Below are 17,399 nucleotides of genomic sequence, written 5' to 3'. Positions count from 1 at the left end.
CTCAAATACTAAATACGTAATGAATGCTCAAACACCAAAATAATACCATCTATCTTTTTTGCTGACAATGAAAAAAATACCCAAATGTTTACACATTTGGGTACATTTCTTCGTATCTTGAAACCATATCAAGTATTTCCTGAGCATACTGCGGATAAAGCTTTGCAGTGTCTTCAATTTCTCTTTTGGCATTACCTGCTACGATATTTCTGTTGTATTCCATTCGCTTTCTAAGTGACTGTCTTTGTACATTGAGGCTGTGCCTTATTTCAACCTCCTCATTGTGGCTTATAAGAGCCTCCACCTGATGAACCCATATATCAGGATCTTTTACCCGGTAGTGCCTGAGGATATAAATAAGATCCTTTTGGTTGGCATCAAGGCTTCTTCTTGAGTCCTCGTATTTCTCGCGCTCTTTTTTCTCCTTAAGGTACTTATCGTACATGCCGCTGAGCTCTGAAGAATTCATAACTCTGTACTTCATACAGAGATAATCTATAAGATTGGTATTGTTTACATACCTTATCTTTACTGAATTCTGAAGCATTATAAGCCTTGAAATAGACTTTTTTACGCCCTTTAATTCAACCACCGCTCCGGTACTCTGAACATACAGCACAGTTATCACTATGGCAGATAAAAGAATGCTTATCATAAAGCCATAGGTAACATTAAGCTTAAGTCCAAACTGTAATATCAGTAAAAAAATAATTATAAGACAGAGAGTTACTCCTATTACTATAGTAAGGGTCTTGGAACTCTCGATAGTTTTCTCAAGTTCCTCTTCTCTGAAAAGATATGCCTGATGCTCTGAATCAAGCCTCTTTAGATCATTCTTTATCTTCTTTTGAAAGCTTTCTGCTTCAAGGAGCTTCTCTGCTCCGATCTGTGCCTGAGCCTGAAGCCTTTCCATATGTTCAAAGTCTTCATCGCTCATTTTGCTCTTGCGCTTTACAAATTTTTCCTGCTGCTCCTGGGATTCGATTATTCTCTGGGCACAATCAGTGACTTCAGCCCTCTGTTCAGGCGGAAGTGAATCAATTTCCTCCATATCCCTCAAATGGCTGGTAACATCTGCATATTCTACTTCAAGGGCATCAAGCTGCCTGGATGCTTCTTCCATCTGCTGAAGACAGCTCCCTATATACTCTCTTCTCTGAACCGGGTCGTCCATATCCAGGTCTTTTCTGGTATAGACAATATCATTCCAGTCCTGAAGTTCTTCCTGCATCACCCTGTCATCTGGTTTATTTCTTCCAAAAATGTCATCCAAAAGTCCCATACGTAAGTCCCCCAGCTTATCCTACTTTACTTTTGACGAGATCTCTGTACTCGGTTTTCAGCTCATCTGTGATCTTCCCCACTACATCATAATACTCGCCCATCTTGCCCTCTGCCTTGTAGACAGAAAGAGTTCCCACCGCAAGATTGGACTTGCTGCTTCCAAACAGTTCTTCAAGCTCATTTACTCTTTTCTCAAGAACCATTGAAGCCTCATACATATCTTCATTATCCGCCACAAATGAAACATATTCCTTGTCGGAAAGATTCATTCTCACAGCACCAAGATACTGAATAAGCGAAGCCTCATCGCCACCATCCCTGTAGGCTTTTAGAAACATATCCGCTGCTCTTTCAAAGAGGAAGAGTCTAGCATACATAACGCCTTCATTGTGTTCTATCTTTGCTTTCGTCTTCTTATCAAGTTCGTCCGTATTATTTAAAAGAAATTCATATTCCTTGAATGCCATGCTATAGCGGTTATTTTTCAAAAGATAATCCGCACGGGCCATCTTTTTCCTGTAGACATCCATTCCTGCATTGGCTCTGAGTATCTCTTCAGTCCTGTCAACTTCCTTTTTGCTGTTATAGCCAACATAGTCAAGAATGGTTCCTGCAAGAGAAGCAATCGAGCACTTCTTCATGTACATGCTCCGAAGCTCATCCGATAGCCTCTCAAGAGAACACTCCTTCTCGATCCAGTCAAAAAGGTCATTTCCAAAGCTGTCCTCATCCAAAAGGAAAGCATTATTTACAAGTATGTAGCAAAGTTCCTCAATGCAGTAGACATTTTTGCCCACCTTTTCTATATGAAAGGGAGTCTTCGCATATGTTCCGATACAAAGAATTGGTTTACTCATAACATAGCCTCATTACAGTTCAATTATCTGCTCCCAGGTCTTTCCCGAAGATGGGAACAGCTCTCCAAAGCCCAAATCCTGAACCTTGACGCCAACCTCATTTACAGAGTTCATCTTCATGGAAATTCTAAGTCTCGTTGTTCCTTCAGGTCGTTTTTCAAGACCGTCAAGATAAAGCTGCACCATTTTGGGCATCTTTCCTGTGAGCGGAGTAACTTCAACATTAAGTATTCCACTTGGATCCATGATTATCTCGATAGAAACCTCTGCTTCATACCAGTTGGTTCCCGCATCAAGAAGTGCACAATACACTTCTGTTCCGCATTTCATCAGCTTCATTCCGAGATTGGATTTTAATTTATCCTCTCCAAGGAATACATATTTTTTGGAATGCTCCGAAGGTTTTATCCTTTCTCTTGCTGCAATACTGGCTCCCTTGCTAAAGAGATTATTGCCCTGGAAAACCCTTCTTGTCCTGCACAAAAACTCCAAAGACCTTTTTGCCCATTTGTCCCTGAAGCCGTCCCCTAGCAGGAACACAGTAGATATGATTTTTTCACCGCAGACCTTCTGCATTATCGTAAGGAACTCATCATCAAGCCTCTCGCAGGTCTTGTGGTACAAAGCAGCTTCCTTGGGAAATCCAGCCGGATCAATCCTTAAATTGTCAAAAGAGCTGTCTTCAATAGTTGCCACAATAGGCGTTGTATTGTGGTTTAGAGTCATTTCATAGACACGAAGTTTTTCCATGTCGTAGTCGCAGGCAAGGATCACATGATGCATCAGTTCATCCGGCTGGTACAGCATGTAATTATAAAAGCTCTCCTGGTGACTCTGATAAAAAATGTTCTTTGTCTTAAGCTCAAGAGCTGAGGTAACAGCATTTAGAACCTGCACCATTCTGTGGTCAAGGCTACTTGTTGTTATCATTATGGCATCCACATTATCAAGTGAAAGCTCCATAGATAAAAGAGACAAACTCCTTTTGACAAACAGGGTCAAAAGAGCTATGGGGTCATACTCAGCCCCTGCCACCATAACAGGTTTACCAGCCCTTGCCGATGCCAAAAGATCAGGAGCAGCAGTTGCATCCCCCTCTTGAATATGGCGCACTGCCTCTTTTCCATAAAACCACTGATTTACATCATTTCTTTTGCACAGCACGGTAGGAATATTATACAGTTCTGCTCCGGCCAGTACTGAGAGAGTCTCAGGCATATCCGCGTCAGAAGCCAGATAGCTTATCTGCGAAACCTTCTCGCCCAAATCATATCCCAGCACAAAGCGCTTTTCATCCGAACTACCAAAAAGCATATCCTATCATCCTTCTTCGCCATTATCTAAAAAGGCCGTAAACAGCCTGTCACAAACAAATCTCTTTTTACCAAGCTCCAAAAGAAGCTTATCCACAGTGTCATAATCCTGGAGAGTCTCTCCGATCATGATATCGTTGATATAGCTGAACCTGCTGCCTGTATGAGTCTTGATAATATCGCTCTTCTGAATGGTTCCACTCTCTGTGAGAACATCCTCTCCATTTTCTGAGTCTTCTGTGATGTAGTACTGGAGCTGTTCTCCAAAGAAAAGAACAAAAGAAGCAACGAATATTCCTTCATACATCTCGTGCATTTCCATGCTCTTGTACTCATTGTCCTCATCCCCTGCAAGTCTGTAATGGACATAGCAGTGCTTCTGCGGCAATGTCCTGTATTCAAGCATGGTCTTATCGGTAAACTGCACCATTTCAGGAAGAAGCTCTTCATACTCTGTAAAGAACGGGAAATATGTATTTTTATCCACAAGTTCTCTGAGGAATGCTATAGCCACATCCTGATTATATTCTTCGCCAGTCTTTTTCTCGTTGGCGTAATACCTAAGATATGCCAGCTTGCACACATCAAGAAGTGGAACTCCCATTAGAGCAAGACTCTCTATCCTCTGATAGACAAATCCGTCGGTGACTTTTCCACGAACAAAACTGTCATATGCACACTGTGAAAGGAAGGCAACCTCAATATCAGTGCTGGCTCCGCTCTTTACATAGGATTTAAAGATCTCGATTTTTTCACCTACAAAGGAACCGCTATAGAGCATCTGCAGAAGCATTCGCTCAGCAAGTGGATAGGTATCAAGGCCAAAAGACTGCGCTGCCCTGAACACATCCCTCATCTCTTTGATGGTACCGTTAAAGTTTGCCACCAGATACTTTAACAGCTGCTCATCATATTTTGCCTTGGAAAAGGCATAATAAGCTATCTCAACTTCCTGTGGTCCATTGTCATATATATCCCTGTCAAGCATCCTTGAGCACATGCGAAGGATAACCTTAGGATCAAGTGAATAGGTTCCATAGGTCTTTATCCACTCCATGGCCTTATCGTAAAGTCCTGCCATTACCATAAGCTCCAATAGCTCATCGCGCTCCGTGGTGCTTATATCAAGCGGATCGATATTCACAAGATACTCAGTAAGCTGCCTTGTAAAATCATTGTCATAGTAGAACCTGATAAGATTATTTCTTATCTCATTCTTTACCTTTTTTCTGACATACTCTGAATCAGCAAGATCTCTGTATCTGCTCACATTGTCCATATCGATGGTGTAAGCATTCTTGCCAAGATCACACAAAAACAGATCCAGGTTCTCTTTTCCCTTCTGAATATAAGGAATCGCGTAGTCTGTCAGCTTCCCGGGTATCATCATTCTGATATTGGTATAGGGAATTGTAGTCGCGTACCTGTTATCATCCCTGTCTGTCAAAAGAACTGTGTAATCATTGCCATACAAAGGAACATAAGCCCTGCCATCAGTTACCTGATAACGCATTTCCTTTGCACACTTGTCGTAAATAACGCAGACGCTGTTGACTCTTTTATCTGCGGTCTTTATCTCAGCAGTGTTGATGACATACAAAACTTTTGGTGCATTGGCTGCATCAACCATCTGCTTTGTGAGCAGATTCTTGTAAAGATATCCAAGGTCCTTATTGACCCTGCCCCTGTCAAGCTGAGCCATAAGAAACTTCTCGATCTGTGGCAGGTAAGTTTCGTAGAGCTCAGGGTAGTCCTGCCTTCTCTCATGGATATATCTGTAAAGAATAGCGTTTTTATCATATTCAAGGTCGCTCTGGTAAGAGAAGTACATGAGCACCATCTTGCTGATCTCACACGGAAGAGTTCCCTCATCAGTTACATAGATGGACATCATGTAATACTCATAGAGCCTTGTTATGCGAAGCTGTCTGTCAACACCAAGAACATACCACTCAAAAGCTGTCTTTGAAGTCTTACCTCCCTTTATCAAAAGAGATACGATAGCTTCAAGGACAAGATCATTTTCTTTTACCTCGTAGCAGGCCTTCAAAATCCTGTAGAGCCTGTCGCTATAGCCGCGAACGCGAGTTGAAAGATATACTATCTGGTCTATCAGATTAAGGCTTATGATCTGTTTTTTAGCGCCATACTCAAGAACATATAGTTCAAAATCCTCAAGTCTTGTGAGGATTGAAGGCGTCTCATTAAGCAGCCCCATTGCTTCGAGGTAAAGTATCGGACTCCTGCATCCAAGTGCAAACTGTTCTTCGATACTCATCCACTTTCTGGGGCTTGATGACGCATACTCATCAGCCACATACTGAATAAGCCAGGCAATACGCCAGTTGTCTGGATTGCGCCTGAAGATCCCCTCAAGTCTCTCAGCCACATCATTCAGATAGCTCTCTTCCTTACTACACAGAGTAGAGAGATAGAGAAAGTAGCTATATAGTGTATCTCCGGGCGAATCAAGGGCCTCTTTTTCCGTTCTGTCAAGGATCCACTTGCCCTCATTAACTCTTCCTGCCGTAATATAGTAATGGGCCGTATAGAGTCTGAACTCCAGGTCCTTATCATCGATCGCATTCATCTTGGCAATTATCTTGCCGGTATCTGAAACCCAGGCTCTGGCTGTAATCTTTTTACATCTGTAATTCTCATAGGCCTTTACAAGGTCAACCTTTAGCTGTTTCTTTTCCTGGTAGTCCGCTGTAGGGTGCCTGCCGGTAAGTTCAACTGCCACAGTTACAGGAAGTTCCGTCTTAAAAAAGGCATTTCTGAAAGTAATCCTGCCAAAATTATTGCCCTCATGGAGCATCTCAGTCCTTAGCCTTATTTTTATATGGCATGAACTTCCGCTAAAACTCTCATCATTTAAATCTGTTTTATCAAGGCTTATAAAATCCCCATCCACATCTGCATGAAGATCAGTATATCCCCAACCATTTCTTGTTATGAGGATTCCATAGTCATGAAGTGTGCCTGTAAAATCGATATGTATCTCTTCCTGATCGATAATATATTCGACAGGCTGTTTTTTATTGATGCTTATGAGAAACTCTTCTACGTTCTGCTCATTGACCCCACCCACAGAAAGGCCTCTGTAAAGACTCTCGTACTGGCTGTCATTCCCCTGAAAAACGCTTATAAAATCCTTGGAATAAAAGAGGTCAACTGCCTCCTTCCAATCTGTTTTGGCTAAATTTGCAAAATGGAAAAGATTTTTGATATCACCAAGACTTGATGCTATATGATCATGCTTTACAGTGACTACAAACGGAAGAACATACTCTCCCTGATTGGATATGATCCTGAAATCCCCCTGGTGAACATCGCCCTTGGAAAGACCTCTTGCATCATACCTGTAAGAAACTTCATATGGTGAACCTGAAAATTCAGGAGTTATGACCTCCATCCTAAGATCTGTAGAGGAGATCCTGCCGGTGACAAACCTGTTCTCAGGTCCGAATATAGTAAAAGAGCCTTCGACTTCTTCATCCGGGCCCAAAGCGATCTCAACTCTGGGCACAGAAAAATCCAGGCTCTTATCATCATATTCAAACTGCCCCTTAAGGAGTCTCTCCACTATCTCTCTCACAAGCTCACCCCAAAAACATTCTTACTACCTAGTATATCACACAAAGGCTGTTTTTAGTACTCATGGAGTGACAGTGAAACTAACTTTACTCCGTTCTAAGGGCTTCAATTGGATCAAGCGCAGCAGCGCGCTTTGCAGGATATATTCCAAAGAAAAGACCTATAGCTGTAGAAATAGCTACTACAAGCAGCACCAACAGCGGATTTACAGAGAACGCAAATCCTATCACCGTGCAGATAAGGTACGCCAGGGAAAGTCCCAGGATAATGCCTATGATACCACCCGTAAATGTAAGTATGGATGCCTCCGCCAAAAACTGTGTAAGTATTGATGATGTGCGGGCTCCGAGAGACTTTCTGATACCGATCTCTCTTGTCCTTTCTGTAACAGAAACAGTCATGATATTCATAACGCCGATACCTCCAACCAAAAGAGATATGGCAGCAATTATGGCAACAACAGAGGTGATGATCGTAAGAATAGTATCTGTAGTCTGATCAAATCCATAACCGGAAGACACCTTTACAGCACCTTCGCCTCTAAGTCCCATGACATTTTCAACAACCGACCTTGCCTGAGACAAAACAGCATTTTTGTACTCACTGTCAAGATAAATTGTAAAGCTCTCCAGAGTATCCAGATTCAGACTGTATACACCAGCAGCTGCAGTATAGGGAACATCCCCCATATACACAGGCTCATCACCGAAACTTGCATAAGCTATGTCCATTGATGTATCTTCTCTTATTCCTATTACCAAAAACTCTCCGGTAAGATCATAAGCAGTGATAGTAACAGTCTCTCCTATTGCTTCTTCATATCCAAAAAGCTTTTTCGCAGCAGACTGGCTAAGTACACAGACTTTTTTACCATCTTCCACATCTGCGGCATTGAAGTAACGGCCATGAACCATTTTTACACCGGCACCATATTCCATTGCCTGGCTTCCGCCGCTTAAATTCATGTCAAAGCTCTCGCCACGTACCATTGTTTCTCCCCATATACTGATGCTGGGAGATACACCATAAATATTATCAAGTCCTGCTTCTATCCTGTCTAAATCATCTTTTGTAAAAAGCTTGTCAGTCTTTGTGTTATCCAAAGATACAGTTATTGTGGTAGCTCCAATAGAATCCATCTCACTGTTTACCGTAGCCTTCATACCATCTCCGATGATCAGAACGGTCAAAACAGCTGCAATTCCTATTATGATTCCAAGCATTGTAAGAAAAGATCTTCCTTTATTATTCCTTATGCTTGAAAGCGCACTTTTTATATATTCTCCAAAAGTTCCCATTTCATATTCCTTATAATCTCAGCGCATCGATTGGCTTCATTTTGGCAGCTTTTCTTGCCGGGTACAGTCCAAAAAACAGTCCCACTAAAATAGAGAAAAACGCTGCTCCAAGTACTGATGAAGGTGTAATGATAACGTTAAATCCTATAGCAGTGCATATTATATGCGCAAGAATTATTCCCAAAATAATCCCAACTATTCCTCCCAGGAAAGTAAGGATAGACGCCTCAAACAGAAACTGCGACATGATAGCTGCAGTCTTGGCACCAATAGATTTTCTTATGCCTATTTCTCTTGTTCTCTCCGTTACAGAAACAAGCATAATGTTCATTACGCCAATTCCACCAACTACCAGGGAAATAACTGAAACCAGTAAAAGAAACGAAGATGCATAGCCAAGAATCTGATCAAGCTGTTTTGAAAAATCAGCCATACTATATCCTGATATGGCATTAGTTCCCCTAAGGCCATGAGTGTTCATAAGGATATTTTTGGCCTCTGTAACTCTGTCATTTAGTATCCCCTGATCAGCAAAAAGAACCAGACTATAAAGCTTATCTGCCTCATAATCAAAATCCGCGCAAAATGCTGTATATGGAGCTTCTATCTGAGCGTAGTAGTCCTGCCCCTCCATGAGAAAAGTATACATTTCATTCATGTGATCACGAAGCCCTACAACAGTATAGGTTGCAGTCTTCCCCCACAAGGTTATCTCTATTTCATTGCCAATACACTCATCTGTTCCAAAGAGTTTTATAGCATCATCTATGAGCATGACACACACTCTTTGTCCGCCTTCAACCTGCTGCCTTGTAAAATAAGACCCCTTTACAATTCCATTTCCAAGAGCATATTCAAAAGCTTCTGTTCCGGCACTTACATTTGCTTCAAAAGTACCTTTTTTCGCCTTCACCTTTCCATATCCGGAAAACTCAGGAGATACACCCTTTATATCAGGAAGCTCATCCTCAACAATTTTCATATCTTCTGTGGTAAAAAAATCAGAGGTTTTCTTTGTATTTATACTGATTATTCCGTAGTTGCCCGTTATTCCGTTAAGCTGACTTTGTACAAACTCAGTCATGCCATTTCCCAGAGCAACAACAGCAATTACTGCTGCTATACCTATGACAATTCCAAGCATCGTCATAAGAGTGCGATAGCCGTTGCCTATTATCTGCTTGATCGCACTTTTAAAATATTCACCAAACTGTCCCATTATCTTTTATCCAAACATCTCTGTTAAAACATTCTTATTACATATTATTAACAGCTACTGCCATGCCTTCTGTGAGAATTGATACATCTGATGAGATAACTTCATCCCCCTCAGATAATCCTTCAATTACCTGTGCCTCTGTGCTGGTTGAAATACCAACTGTTACATTCTTTCTTGTTACTACGCCATTTTCAACAACATATACATAGTCGCCTTCTGCATCTGTCTGAATATATTCATATGGAAGAACGATAGTGTTGTCGGCCTTTTCAGCATGGATCTTATTTGTTGCTTCAACACCAAGGATTATGTCATTGTCCGGATTGGTAACCTTTATGATTGTCTCTACTACTGCTACGCCATTGCTATTCTTTGTAGCATTACCTGAAATCTTGGTAACTTCGCCGTTATATGACTTTCCGTTAATAGTAATATCAACCTTCTGGCCAAGTGCAATCTTAGGAAGATCACTCTTTGAAACAGAAAGAGCAACCTGAACATCTTCAAGATTTGCCATTGTGATCATCTTGGCTCCTGCAGTAACTGTGGCGCCTTCTACTACAGCAACCTCTGTAACTACGCCATTAAAGTCAGCCTTCACGCCATCTTTTGCTGCTTCAAGCTTATCAATTGTGTCCTGCTGAGTAAGCTGAGTTGACTCATATGAAGCCTTCGCCTGTGCTGCAGATCCTCCATTTACCTGTGCCGCTTTAGCAGATGAAAGGTGACTTTGTTCCTCTTTAAGGGCTGTGATCTGGTCATTCCATGACTTGATCTCGGCATCAGTCTTAAGAGCATATGAAACATCATTGTATGTCTGCTCAAGAGCAAGGATCATCTGTCTATCGCTCTCAGATGGCTCTTTATACGCACCATCCTTCTTATCTCCGGATTCATTTCTTGTAATATAAGTATTATTTCCGGCGTCAAAGTATCCCTCATATTTATCATCAATACTGTTCTGGTTTATGTCGTACTGAGTATTCTGAATATCTTTGAGAGTCTGATTGATCCTGTTTGTCTTCTCGGTAATCTTGTTATTAAGAGAATCAATTTCTGCAGTGATAGCATCAAGTCTGTCGTTGATCTGCTGAGCAGTCATGCCCTCAGCATATTTTCTGTCTGCAGCCCCAACAGCTGAATAAAGCGCACTATAACTGCCCTTTGCCTGAGTGATTGCAAGCTGCGCTGTTTTCTCGGCAAGGTCAAGTGCCTCTGTATCATATGTATACAAAAGATCGCCGCTTGACACCTTATCACCAACCTTGATATCAAGAGTTTCAATTGGTGCAGCTACTTCTGAAAAGTAAGTCTTTGTCTCAGCACTCTGAACAGTTCCTGAAATAGAAATAACATTTTCTATGTTTCCAAGTACAACAGGTGAAGTCTCAACCATTGTCACCTGATTCTGTCCAACAAGGAACTGTCTTCCTATGGCGCCAAGTATCAAAACAGCTGCCACGCCGCCAACTATATATCTTTTCTTTAATTTGAATTTCTTTTTACCTGTAACTTCTTCAGGAGGTGTTGCCTCCTCATAATCATCATAAACCTCTGCTGCAGTACTTCCTGTTGTTTCCTTTATAACTGCAGTTTCAGCTGCATCTTCCTTAACAGCTTCATTTGTCACAACTTCTTTATTTTCTTCAAGATTTTTGTCTTTCTTGTTCTCTGACATTTTTCTCCTCCATACTTTTCAATATCGGTTTTTATTAAAGCAGATCAATCATCCTTATAATTCTTATTGATCACATCACTCTTTATCTGACCATCTGAGATTGTGATTATTCTCTTTGCCTGTTCTGCTATTCCCGGGTCATGAGTGATTATTATTACAGTTCTTCCTTCTTTATATAGCCTCTTGATAATACTGATTATCTCTTTGGTTGAAGCTGTATCCAGGTTACCTGTTGGCTCATCTGCCAAAAGAATCGGAGGTGCCTGCGCAATAGCTCTGGCTATAGCAACTCTCTGCTGCTGACCACCTGACATTTCATTGGGTTTATGAGTCTTTCTTTTTTCAAGGCCGACGCTGTTTAAAGCAGCATTGGCAAGCCTGTCTCTTTCTTTTTTACCAACTCCGCGGTAGATAAGTGGAAGCTCCACATTTTCCAAAGCTGTAAGAGATGGTATCAGGTTAAACCCTTGAAATATGAAACCAATTTCCCTGTTACGCACGTCAGACTGCTCATCATCTGTCATATGAGAAACGTCCTGACCATGCAGATAATATTTCCCACTGGTTGGCGTATCCAAACACCCAAGCATATTCATAAGGGTAGATTTTCCGGAACCGGATTGACCTATTATGGCGACAAATTCGCCCTCTCCGATAGTAAGGTTAACATGATTAAGCGCCCTTACCTCATTTTCACCAGGATTATATATTTTACATACATCCTTGATCTCTACTAGTTTTTTCATAACATCCCTCAACGTAAGAATCTTTCTTACGCCTCTTTTGCACAATTAAATCCCACGTCACTCTTTATCATGCGCTAATTGCCAATTAAAATCAAGCTTTAACAATTTAAATTATAAAAATTTAATAAAGTAAACATAAAGTCGAAACACTTTTCGAAATATACCACACAATTAAAAAAAAAGCCTGATTACACTTAATCAGGCCTGTTTTACACTTTATTTGTTGCTATTGTAAATCTTTTTCCAGTACTTTTCTGCTCTATCCATTTTTCCTACAATCTTTTCCTGAATAAATTCTTGGCGAGCCGTACTCCTCAAATATTTTTTATCCCGGTTAATCGATTTTATTAGATTTAATTGTTGACAACTCGTGATTTCTATGAGATTATTGTTAGCACTTGCTAACGTTACGTTAGCAGCAGCTAATTATAATAACACTAGAGGAGTAAAATTATGAAGAACAAACTTATTTCAGCTTTATTCGCAGGCCTCCTTGGCCTTAGCGTTGTGGCTTGTGGAACAACATCCGAAACTGCCACAGTAGATACTGTAGCAACTGACAGTTCAGAAGCAGCAACTGTTTCCGGATCAGAATCAACAGAAGGATCTTCTTCAGTTTCTGAAGACAGCGCTTCTAATAGCGATGCAACTTTCCCACTCACGATCACTCATGGACTTGGTGAGACCGTTATCGAGGAAAAGCCTGAAAACGTTGTAGCAATTGCATGGGGAAATCCTGATGTTCCTCTCGCTCTTGGAATTGTACCTGTTGGAATTTCAGAAGCAAATTTCGGACCAAGGGATGAAAACAGCCTTCTTGCATGGACAGCAAAAGCATTTGAAGATCTCGGTGCTACTCCTAATGTATTTGATGATACAGACGGATGGGACTACGAAGCTATCTCAGACTGCCAGCCTGATGTAATCCTTGCAGCTTACTCAGGACTTAGTCAGGAAGAATATGACAGACTCAGCGAAATTGCTCCTGTTGTTGCATATCCTACAATCGCATGGACAACTACTTGGCAGGAAGAGACCATAAATGATGCTACAGCCCTTGGCCTTGAAGCTGAAGGAAGAGCCCTTGTTGCTGATGTTGAACAGCTTATTTCCGACAAGCTTTCACAGTATCCTGACCTCAATGGAAAAAGAGTTGCATTTTTCTGGCTCTCAGAAGATGACCTTGGAACCTTCTATATTTATACAAACAATGATCCAAGAGCAGCATTTCTTGGAGATCTTGGATTTGTAACTCCAGAGAGCGTAACTGGACTTATTGATGATCCAAATGCTTTTTCAATAACAGTAAGTGCTGAAAATGCTGATGTTCTTAGCGACGTTGATATCATCATCACATATGGAACAGAATCCTTAGTTACAGCTATGCAAAACGATGGAAGATTTTCAAATATTCCTGCTGTAAACAACGGCGCATTTGTTTTACTTGACTCAAATGACGCCCTTGCAGCAGCAAGCACACCAACAGTTCTTTCTATCCCTTATGCAATTGATGACTATCTGGAAGTGTTAAATGAAGCAGCAAAAAAGATACAGTAATACAAAACTAATCATAGGAACAATAATACTGATCATTCTGACAATTGCCGGTGCCATTCTTTCAATAGTATATGGCAGTAAGAACGTACCCATTGCTGATATAGTCAGCTATTTTGCCGGAAAAGAAACAGATAAGTTCATTGCAGCTGTAATTGCTGCCAGAGTTCCAAGGACAGTCTTCGGCCTCATAGCCGGGGGCTGCCTTGGCGTTTCCGGTGCAATGATGCAGTCTATCACAAGGAACCCAATAGCAGACCCAAGCATTCTTGGTGTAAACACAGGCGCTTCTCTCATGGTAGTCATAGGCATTGCATACCTTAATATTTCTTCCGGAATTGGGCTTATAGGGCTATCTTTCGTAGGGGCTATGGCCACTGCATTTTTTGTCTACGGAATTGCAAGCGTAGGCTATGGCGGAGCAACTTCTTTAAAGCTGGCCCTTGCTGGAACAGCCGTGTCAACTGCCCTTGGAGCCATTGTTAATACTATCATGCTCCCTGACTCACAGGTCATGAAGGAATTTCGCTTCTGGCAGGTTGGAAGCATCAGTGGTGGAAGCTGGGAAAATGTAAAACTGCTCCTTCCTTTCTTTTTGGCAGGACTTATCCTCTCTTTATTTTGTTCATCACCACTTAATGCATTGTCACTTGGCGATGAAATGGCTATCTCACTGGGGGTAAAAGTCGGACAGATAAGGATAGTATCCGCATTTGCAGGAGTTCTTCTCTGTGCATCTGTAACCGCCCTTGCAGGGCCCATTGGATTTGTGGGGCTCATGCTACCCCATGTTATAAGGCAGCTTTTTGACAATGACATGAGAATCATCGTTCCGCTATCTGCAATAGGTGGAGCAGCTCTTTTGACAATTTCGGATGTTTTAGGAAGGATTCTTGGAAGTCCGGGAGAACTTGAGGTTGGAATCATCACAGCCATCCTTGGTGCACCGGTATTTGTAGCAATTGTATGGATGACAAAGGCCAAAAATATATGACGACCAAACTAGAAACAGATTTAAAAAATATATATTCAAAGCAGCGAAAAAGAAATATCGCATGTGTTCTATTCTTCATTGTTATCATTGCTATTCTCGCAGTCCTCATGATGACAATAGGAAATACAAATTATTCACTGAGCGAAGTTATAAATGCACTTCTAAGCAATGAGACAAAAGGGGCTGCCTACACAATAAAAAGTCTAAGGCTTCCAAAGCTTATTGTTGGAGGTCTTGCCGGTTTTTCTTTTGGACTTGCAGGTTACACTTTTCAAAACCTTTTAAGGAATCCTCTCGCGTCTCCTGACATTATCGGAGTCACCGCAGGTTCCTCTGCCGCTGCAGTCTTCTGCATTCTGATACTTGGTATCAGTGGAGCCGTTGCTTCGGTATTCTCAGTAGTTGCAGGGCTTTTGGTTACCGGACTTATTCTTTTACTATCCGGTAAAGGAAATGCCTTCAGCAGCAGAATGATCCTCATAGGAATCGGTTTTCAAGCAGTTTTGAATGCCCTTATTTCCTGGATGCTTCTTGTTGGTTCTGAATACGATGTAGGAACAGCGCTTCGATGGCTGCGTGGAAGTCTCAATCCCGTTCAGATGTCTGATGTTCCGGCTATAACAATAATGACTGTTCTTGCAGGTGGAGCTCTCCTATTCTGCAACAAAGAACTCAGGATCATGCAGCTTGGAGACGAATATGCTACTACTCTTGGTGCATCGATAAATATTATCAGGATATGTTGCCTTATCTGCGCTTTGCTCTTATCCTCTGTAGCAACCGCCGCAACAGGTCCTATTGCTTCTGTAGCTTTTTTATCAGGCCCTATAGCAACAAAACTAACAAGGAATGGATCTATTGCAATGCTGACTTCCGGATTTGTTGGAGTAATACTTGTTTACGCTTCCGAGCTTATAGGCAAAAATCTTTTTGAAACCAGCTACCCTGTGGGAGTTGTAACAGGACTTTTGGGAGCCCCATACCTGCTACTGCTTTTACTTAATATCAATAAAAAAGGAGAAAAGATCTGATGAGTAAGATCGCACAAAGTCACACTTTCACTGCAAATGGGATATATGCAGGCTATGACAATAAACTAATTATAGAAGATATGAATTTGAGCATTCCCGCAGGAAAGTTCAGCGTTTTGATCGGTCCCAACGGATGCGGCAAATCCACGCTGCTTAAGAGTTTTGCAAGGCTTCTGTCTCCTTCAAAGGGAAATATCCTTCTTGATGGAAATCCAATCTGCGAACTCCCCACAAAGCAGCTTGCTAAAAAAGTTGGTCTTCTACCACAGTCACCTATCGTTCCTGCAGGAATAACTGTAGCTGACCTTGTTGCCAGAGGAAGATTTCCCTATCAGAATCTTTTTGGCCAGCTCACCAAGGCTGACTATGAAGCCATCTCCTCAGCAATGTGTGCAATGGGAATAACAGAACTTGCAGATAAACAGGTAGATTCTCTTTCAGGTGGACAAAGACAGCGTGTATGGATTGCGCTTGCCCTTGCCCAGGACACAGATATACTGCTGCTTGACGAACCTACCACATATCTTGACATTGCATATCAGGTAGAAATTCTTGACTGTCTTGCCAAGCTAAATGAGATAAAGAAAGTTACAATCGTTGCAATACTGCACGACATTAATCTCTCAATCAGATATGCTGATCACATATTTGCTATGAAAAAGGGAAAGCTTGTAGCAAGCGGTAACCCAAAAGATATCATAACCCCTGAACTCATGCAGGAAATATACGGAATGGACAGTTCCATCATACTTGACCCTGAAACCGGTGATCCTTATGTGATCCCAAGAAGCAAGGCAAGTTAAGGGTATCTCCAAGTTATTTAAATTGAAGAGATTAGGGAGAGTATTCTGTTGAATACGATAAGCATACATCAGGATACTCTCTTTTTGTATATGCGTAAGTAAATGTGGACAGAGGGACGATTCTATTATTATAAGAAAAGCTTAGATTGCGGCTGAGTACGCCACCATTGACTGAACCTGAGGAAAACGCCGTCTATACCTCGCCGACGGTGAGGATGATGGGAACAGTAGATCTTATCTCACCGTCGGATTCAGTATTGTAGCGTTTTCCTCAGAACCCGTCAATGGCAAGCACCTACGGTGTGGCTGGTTTTTATGCCTCAGGATCCAATTCCGAGAACAGTAGGGGCGGCTACTTTCAAGAGTGTGCAGGGCTATATGCTCATTTCACTGTGACAATTTATTATGCTACGCCCTGCGATTACAGAATTCATGACCTAATCAACGGATTTCATAAGTCTAGGTCATGTTTTTTATCATGGAATCGCTCTGCTATTACAGAATCCATGACCTAATCAGTGGATTTCATAAGTCTAGGTCATATTTTTTGTCATGATATCGCCCCGCGATTACAGAATCCATGACCTAATCAACAGATTTCATAAGCCTAGGTCATGTTTAGATAGCTCGTCCACCCGGCTTTGGGCATATAGCATGATATCGAGCTTGCAGCCACCCCTCATCATAGTAAACTACTACCCATGTCAAGGACAGTATTTGAAATTTACACCCATTTTTTAGACCAGCATCTTCTTTGGATATTCTCCGGTTTTTATGTATCTGTAGTATTCATTTGGTGATAGTTTATTAAGACTAAGTTTATATCGGTCATTGTTGTAGTAGTCAATCCAATCATCTATGGCGTTTCTTATGTCATTTACAGAATTCCATTTACGTGATTTTATGCCAAGCTCCTGTTTCATATGTCCAAAAAAACTTTCCTGTGGTGCGTTATCCCAACAGTTACCCCGGCGAGACATTGATTGACGTAAACCATAATCATTGACTATTTTCCTAAATGGAAC

At 41.4% G+C, this 17,399-nt stretch carries 13 protein-coding genes; 4 read left to right on the top strand and 9 right to left on the bottom strand.

Features of this window, described 5'->3' with window-relative positions; genetic code table 11:
* Window positions 1–88: 88 nt before the first annotated feature.
* The 8 genes from G585_RS0103105 to G585_RS0103070 form a co-directional block, all read right to left on the bottom strand.
* Window positions 89–1,282 (bottom strand): hypothetical protein, encoded by a 1,194-nt coding sequence (locus tag G585_RS0103105; protein ID WP_022772909.1) that lies wholly within the window; start codon window positions 1,280–1,282, stop codon window positions 89–91.
* Window positions 1,283–1,298: 16 nt separating this feature from the next.
* Window positions 1,299–2,141 carry a hypothetical protein gene (locus G585_RS0103100; RefSeq protein ID WP_022772907.1) on the bottom strand — a complete coding sequence of 281 codons (843 nt, stop codon included), beginning with the start codon at window positions 2,139–2,141 and terminating at the stop codon, window positions 1,299–1,301.
* A 12-nt stretch (window positions 2,142–2,153) separates the two neighbouring features.
* On the bottom strand, window positions 2,154–3,455 hold the full coding sequence (locus tag G585_RS0103095) for a DUF5716 family protein (RefSeq protein WP_022772906.1): 1,302 nt from the start codon (window positions 3,453–3,455) through the stop codon (window positions 2,154–2,156).
* 6 nt (window positions 3,456–3,461) lie between these two features.
* Entirely contained in the window at window positions 3,462–7,052 is a 3,591-nt protein-coding gene (locus tag G585_RS0103090; RefSeq protein ID WP_022772904.1) for a DUF5717 family protein, read from the bottom strand.
* A gap of 85 nt (window positions 7,053–7,137) precedes the next feature.
* Entirely contained in the window at window positions 7,138–8,349 is a 1,212-nt protein-coding gene (locus tag G585_RS0103085) for an ABC transporter permease (RefSeq protein WP_022772903.1), read from the bottom strand.
* Window positions 8,350–8,359: 10 nt separating this feature from the next.
* Entirely contained in the window at window positions 8,360–9,568 is a 1,209-nt protein-coding gene (locus G585_RS0103080) for an ABC transporter permease (RefSeq protein ID WP_022772902.1), read from the bottom strand.
* A gap of 37 nt (window positions 9,569–9,605) precedes the next feature.
* A complete protein-coding gene (locus tag G585_RS0103075) occupies window positions 9,606–11,246 on the bottom strand; it encodes an efflux RND transporter periplasmic adaptor subunit (RefSeq protein WP_022772900.1) in 1,641 nt (546 codons plus the stop codon).
* Window positions 11,247–11,290: 44 nt separating this feature from the next.
* Window positions 11,291–11,992, bottom strand: coding sequence for an ABC transporter ATP-binding protein (locus G585_RS0103070; protein WP_022772899.1), 702 nt, complete (start codon window positions 11,990–11,992; stop codon window positions 11,291–11,293).
* 453 nt (window positions 11,993–12,445) lie between these two features.
* Here G585_RS0103070 and G585_RS0103065 point away from each other — a divergent pair, with 453 nt between their 5' ends.
* The 4 genes from G585_RS0103065 to G585_RS0103050 are packed head-to-tail and all read left to right on the top strand — an operon-like array spanning window position 12,446 to window position 16,374.
* Entirely contained in the window at window positions 12,446–13,549 is a 1,104-nt protein-coding gene (locus G585_RS0103065) for an ABC transporter substrate-binding protein (protein ID WP_022772898.1), read from the top strand.
* The gene (locus G585_RS0103060; protein ID WP_022772896.1) at window positions 13,524–14,540 is read left to right on the top strand and encodes a FecCD family ABC transporter permease; all 1,017 of its coding nucleotides are present in this window, start codon (window positions 13,524–13,526) and stop codon (window positions 14,538–14,540) included. Before G585_RS0103065 ends, G585_RS0103060 begins: the two co-directional genes overlap by 26 nt.
* Window positions 14,537–15,571 carry a FecCD family ABC transporter permease gene (locus tag G585_RS0103055; RefSeq protein WP_026663741.1) on the top strand — a complete coding sequence of 345 codons (1,035 nt, stop codon included), beginning with the start codon at window positions 14,537–14,539 and terminating at the stop codon, window positions 15,569–15,571. The genes G585_RS0103060 and G585_RS0103055 overlap by 4 nt, the downstream gene beginning before the upstream one ends.
* Window positions 15,571–16,374, top strand: a complete 804-nt coding sequence (locus tag G585_RS0103050) for an ABC transporter ATP-binding protein (protein WP_022772894.1) — start codon at window positions 15,571–15,573, stop codon at window positions 16,372–16,374. Before G585_RS0103055 ends, G585_RS0103050 begins: the two co-directional genes overlap by 1 nt.
* Window positions 16,375–17,111: 737 nt before the next feature.
* On the opposite strand, the gene G585_RS16950 is transcribed toward G585_RS0103050, so the two are convergent.
* Window positions 17,112–17,399, bottom strand: a 288-nt coding sequence (locus G585_RS16950) for an IS3 family transposase (RefSeq protein WP_034481091.1), incomplete at its 5' end; no start/stop codon positions are given.

It is taken from the genome of Butyrivibrio sp. AE2015 (assembly GCF_000420825.1).
Classification (GTDB): Bacteria; Bacillota; Clostridia; order Lachnospirales; family Lachnospiraceae; genus Butyrivibrio.
Note: the sequence above shows the minus strand (reverse complement) of the source record. Positions and strands in the feature narration are given on the sequence as shown.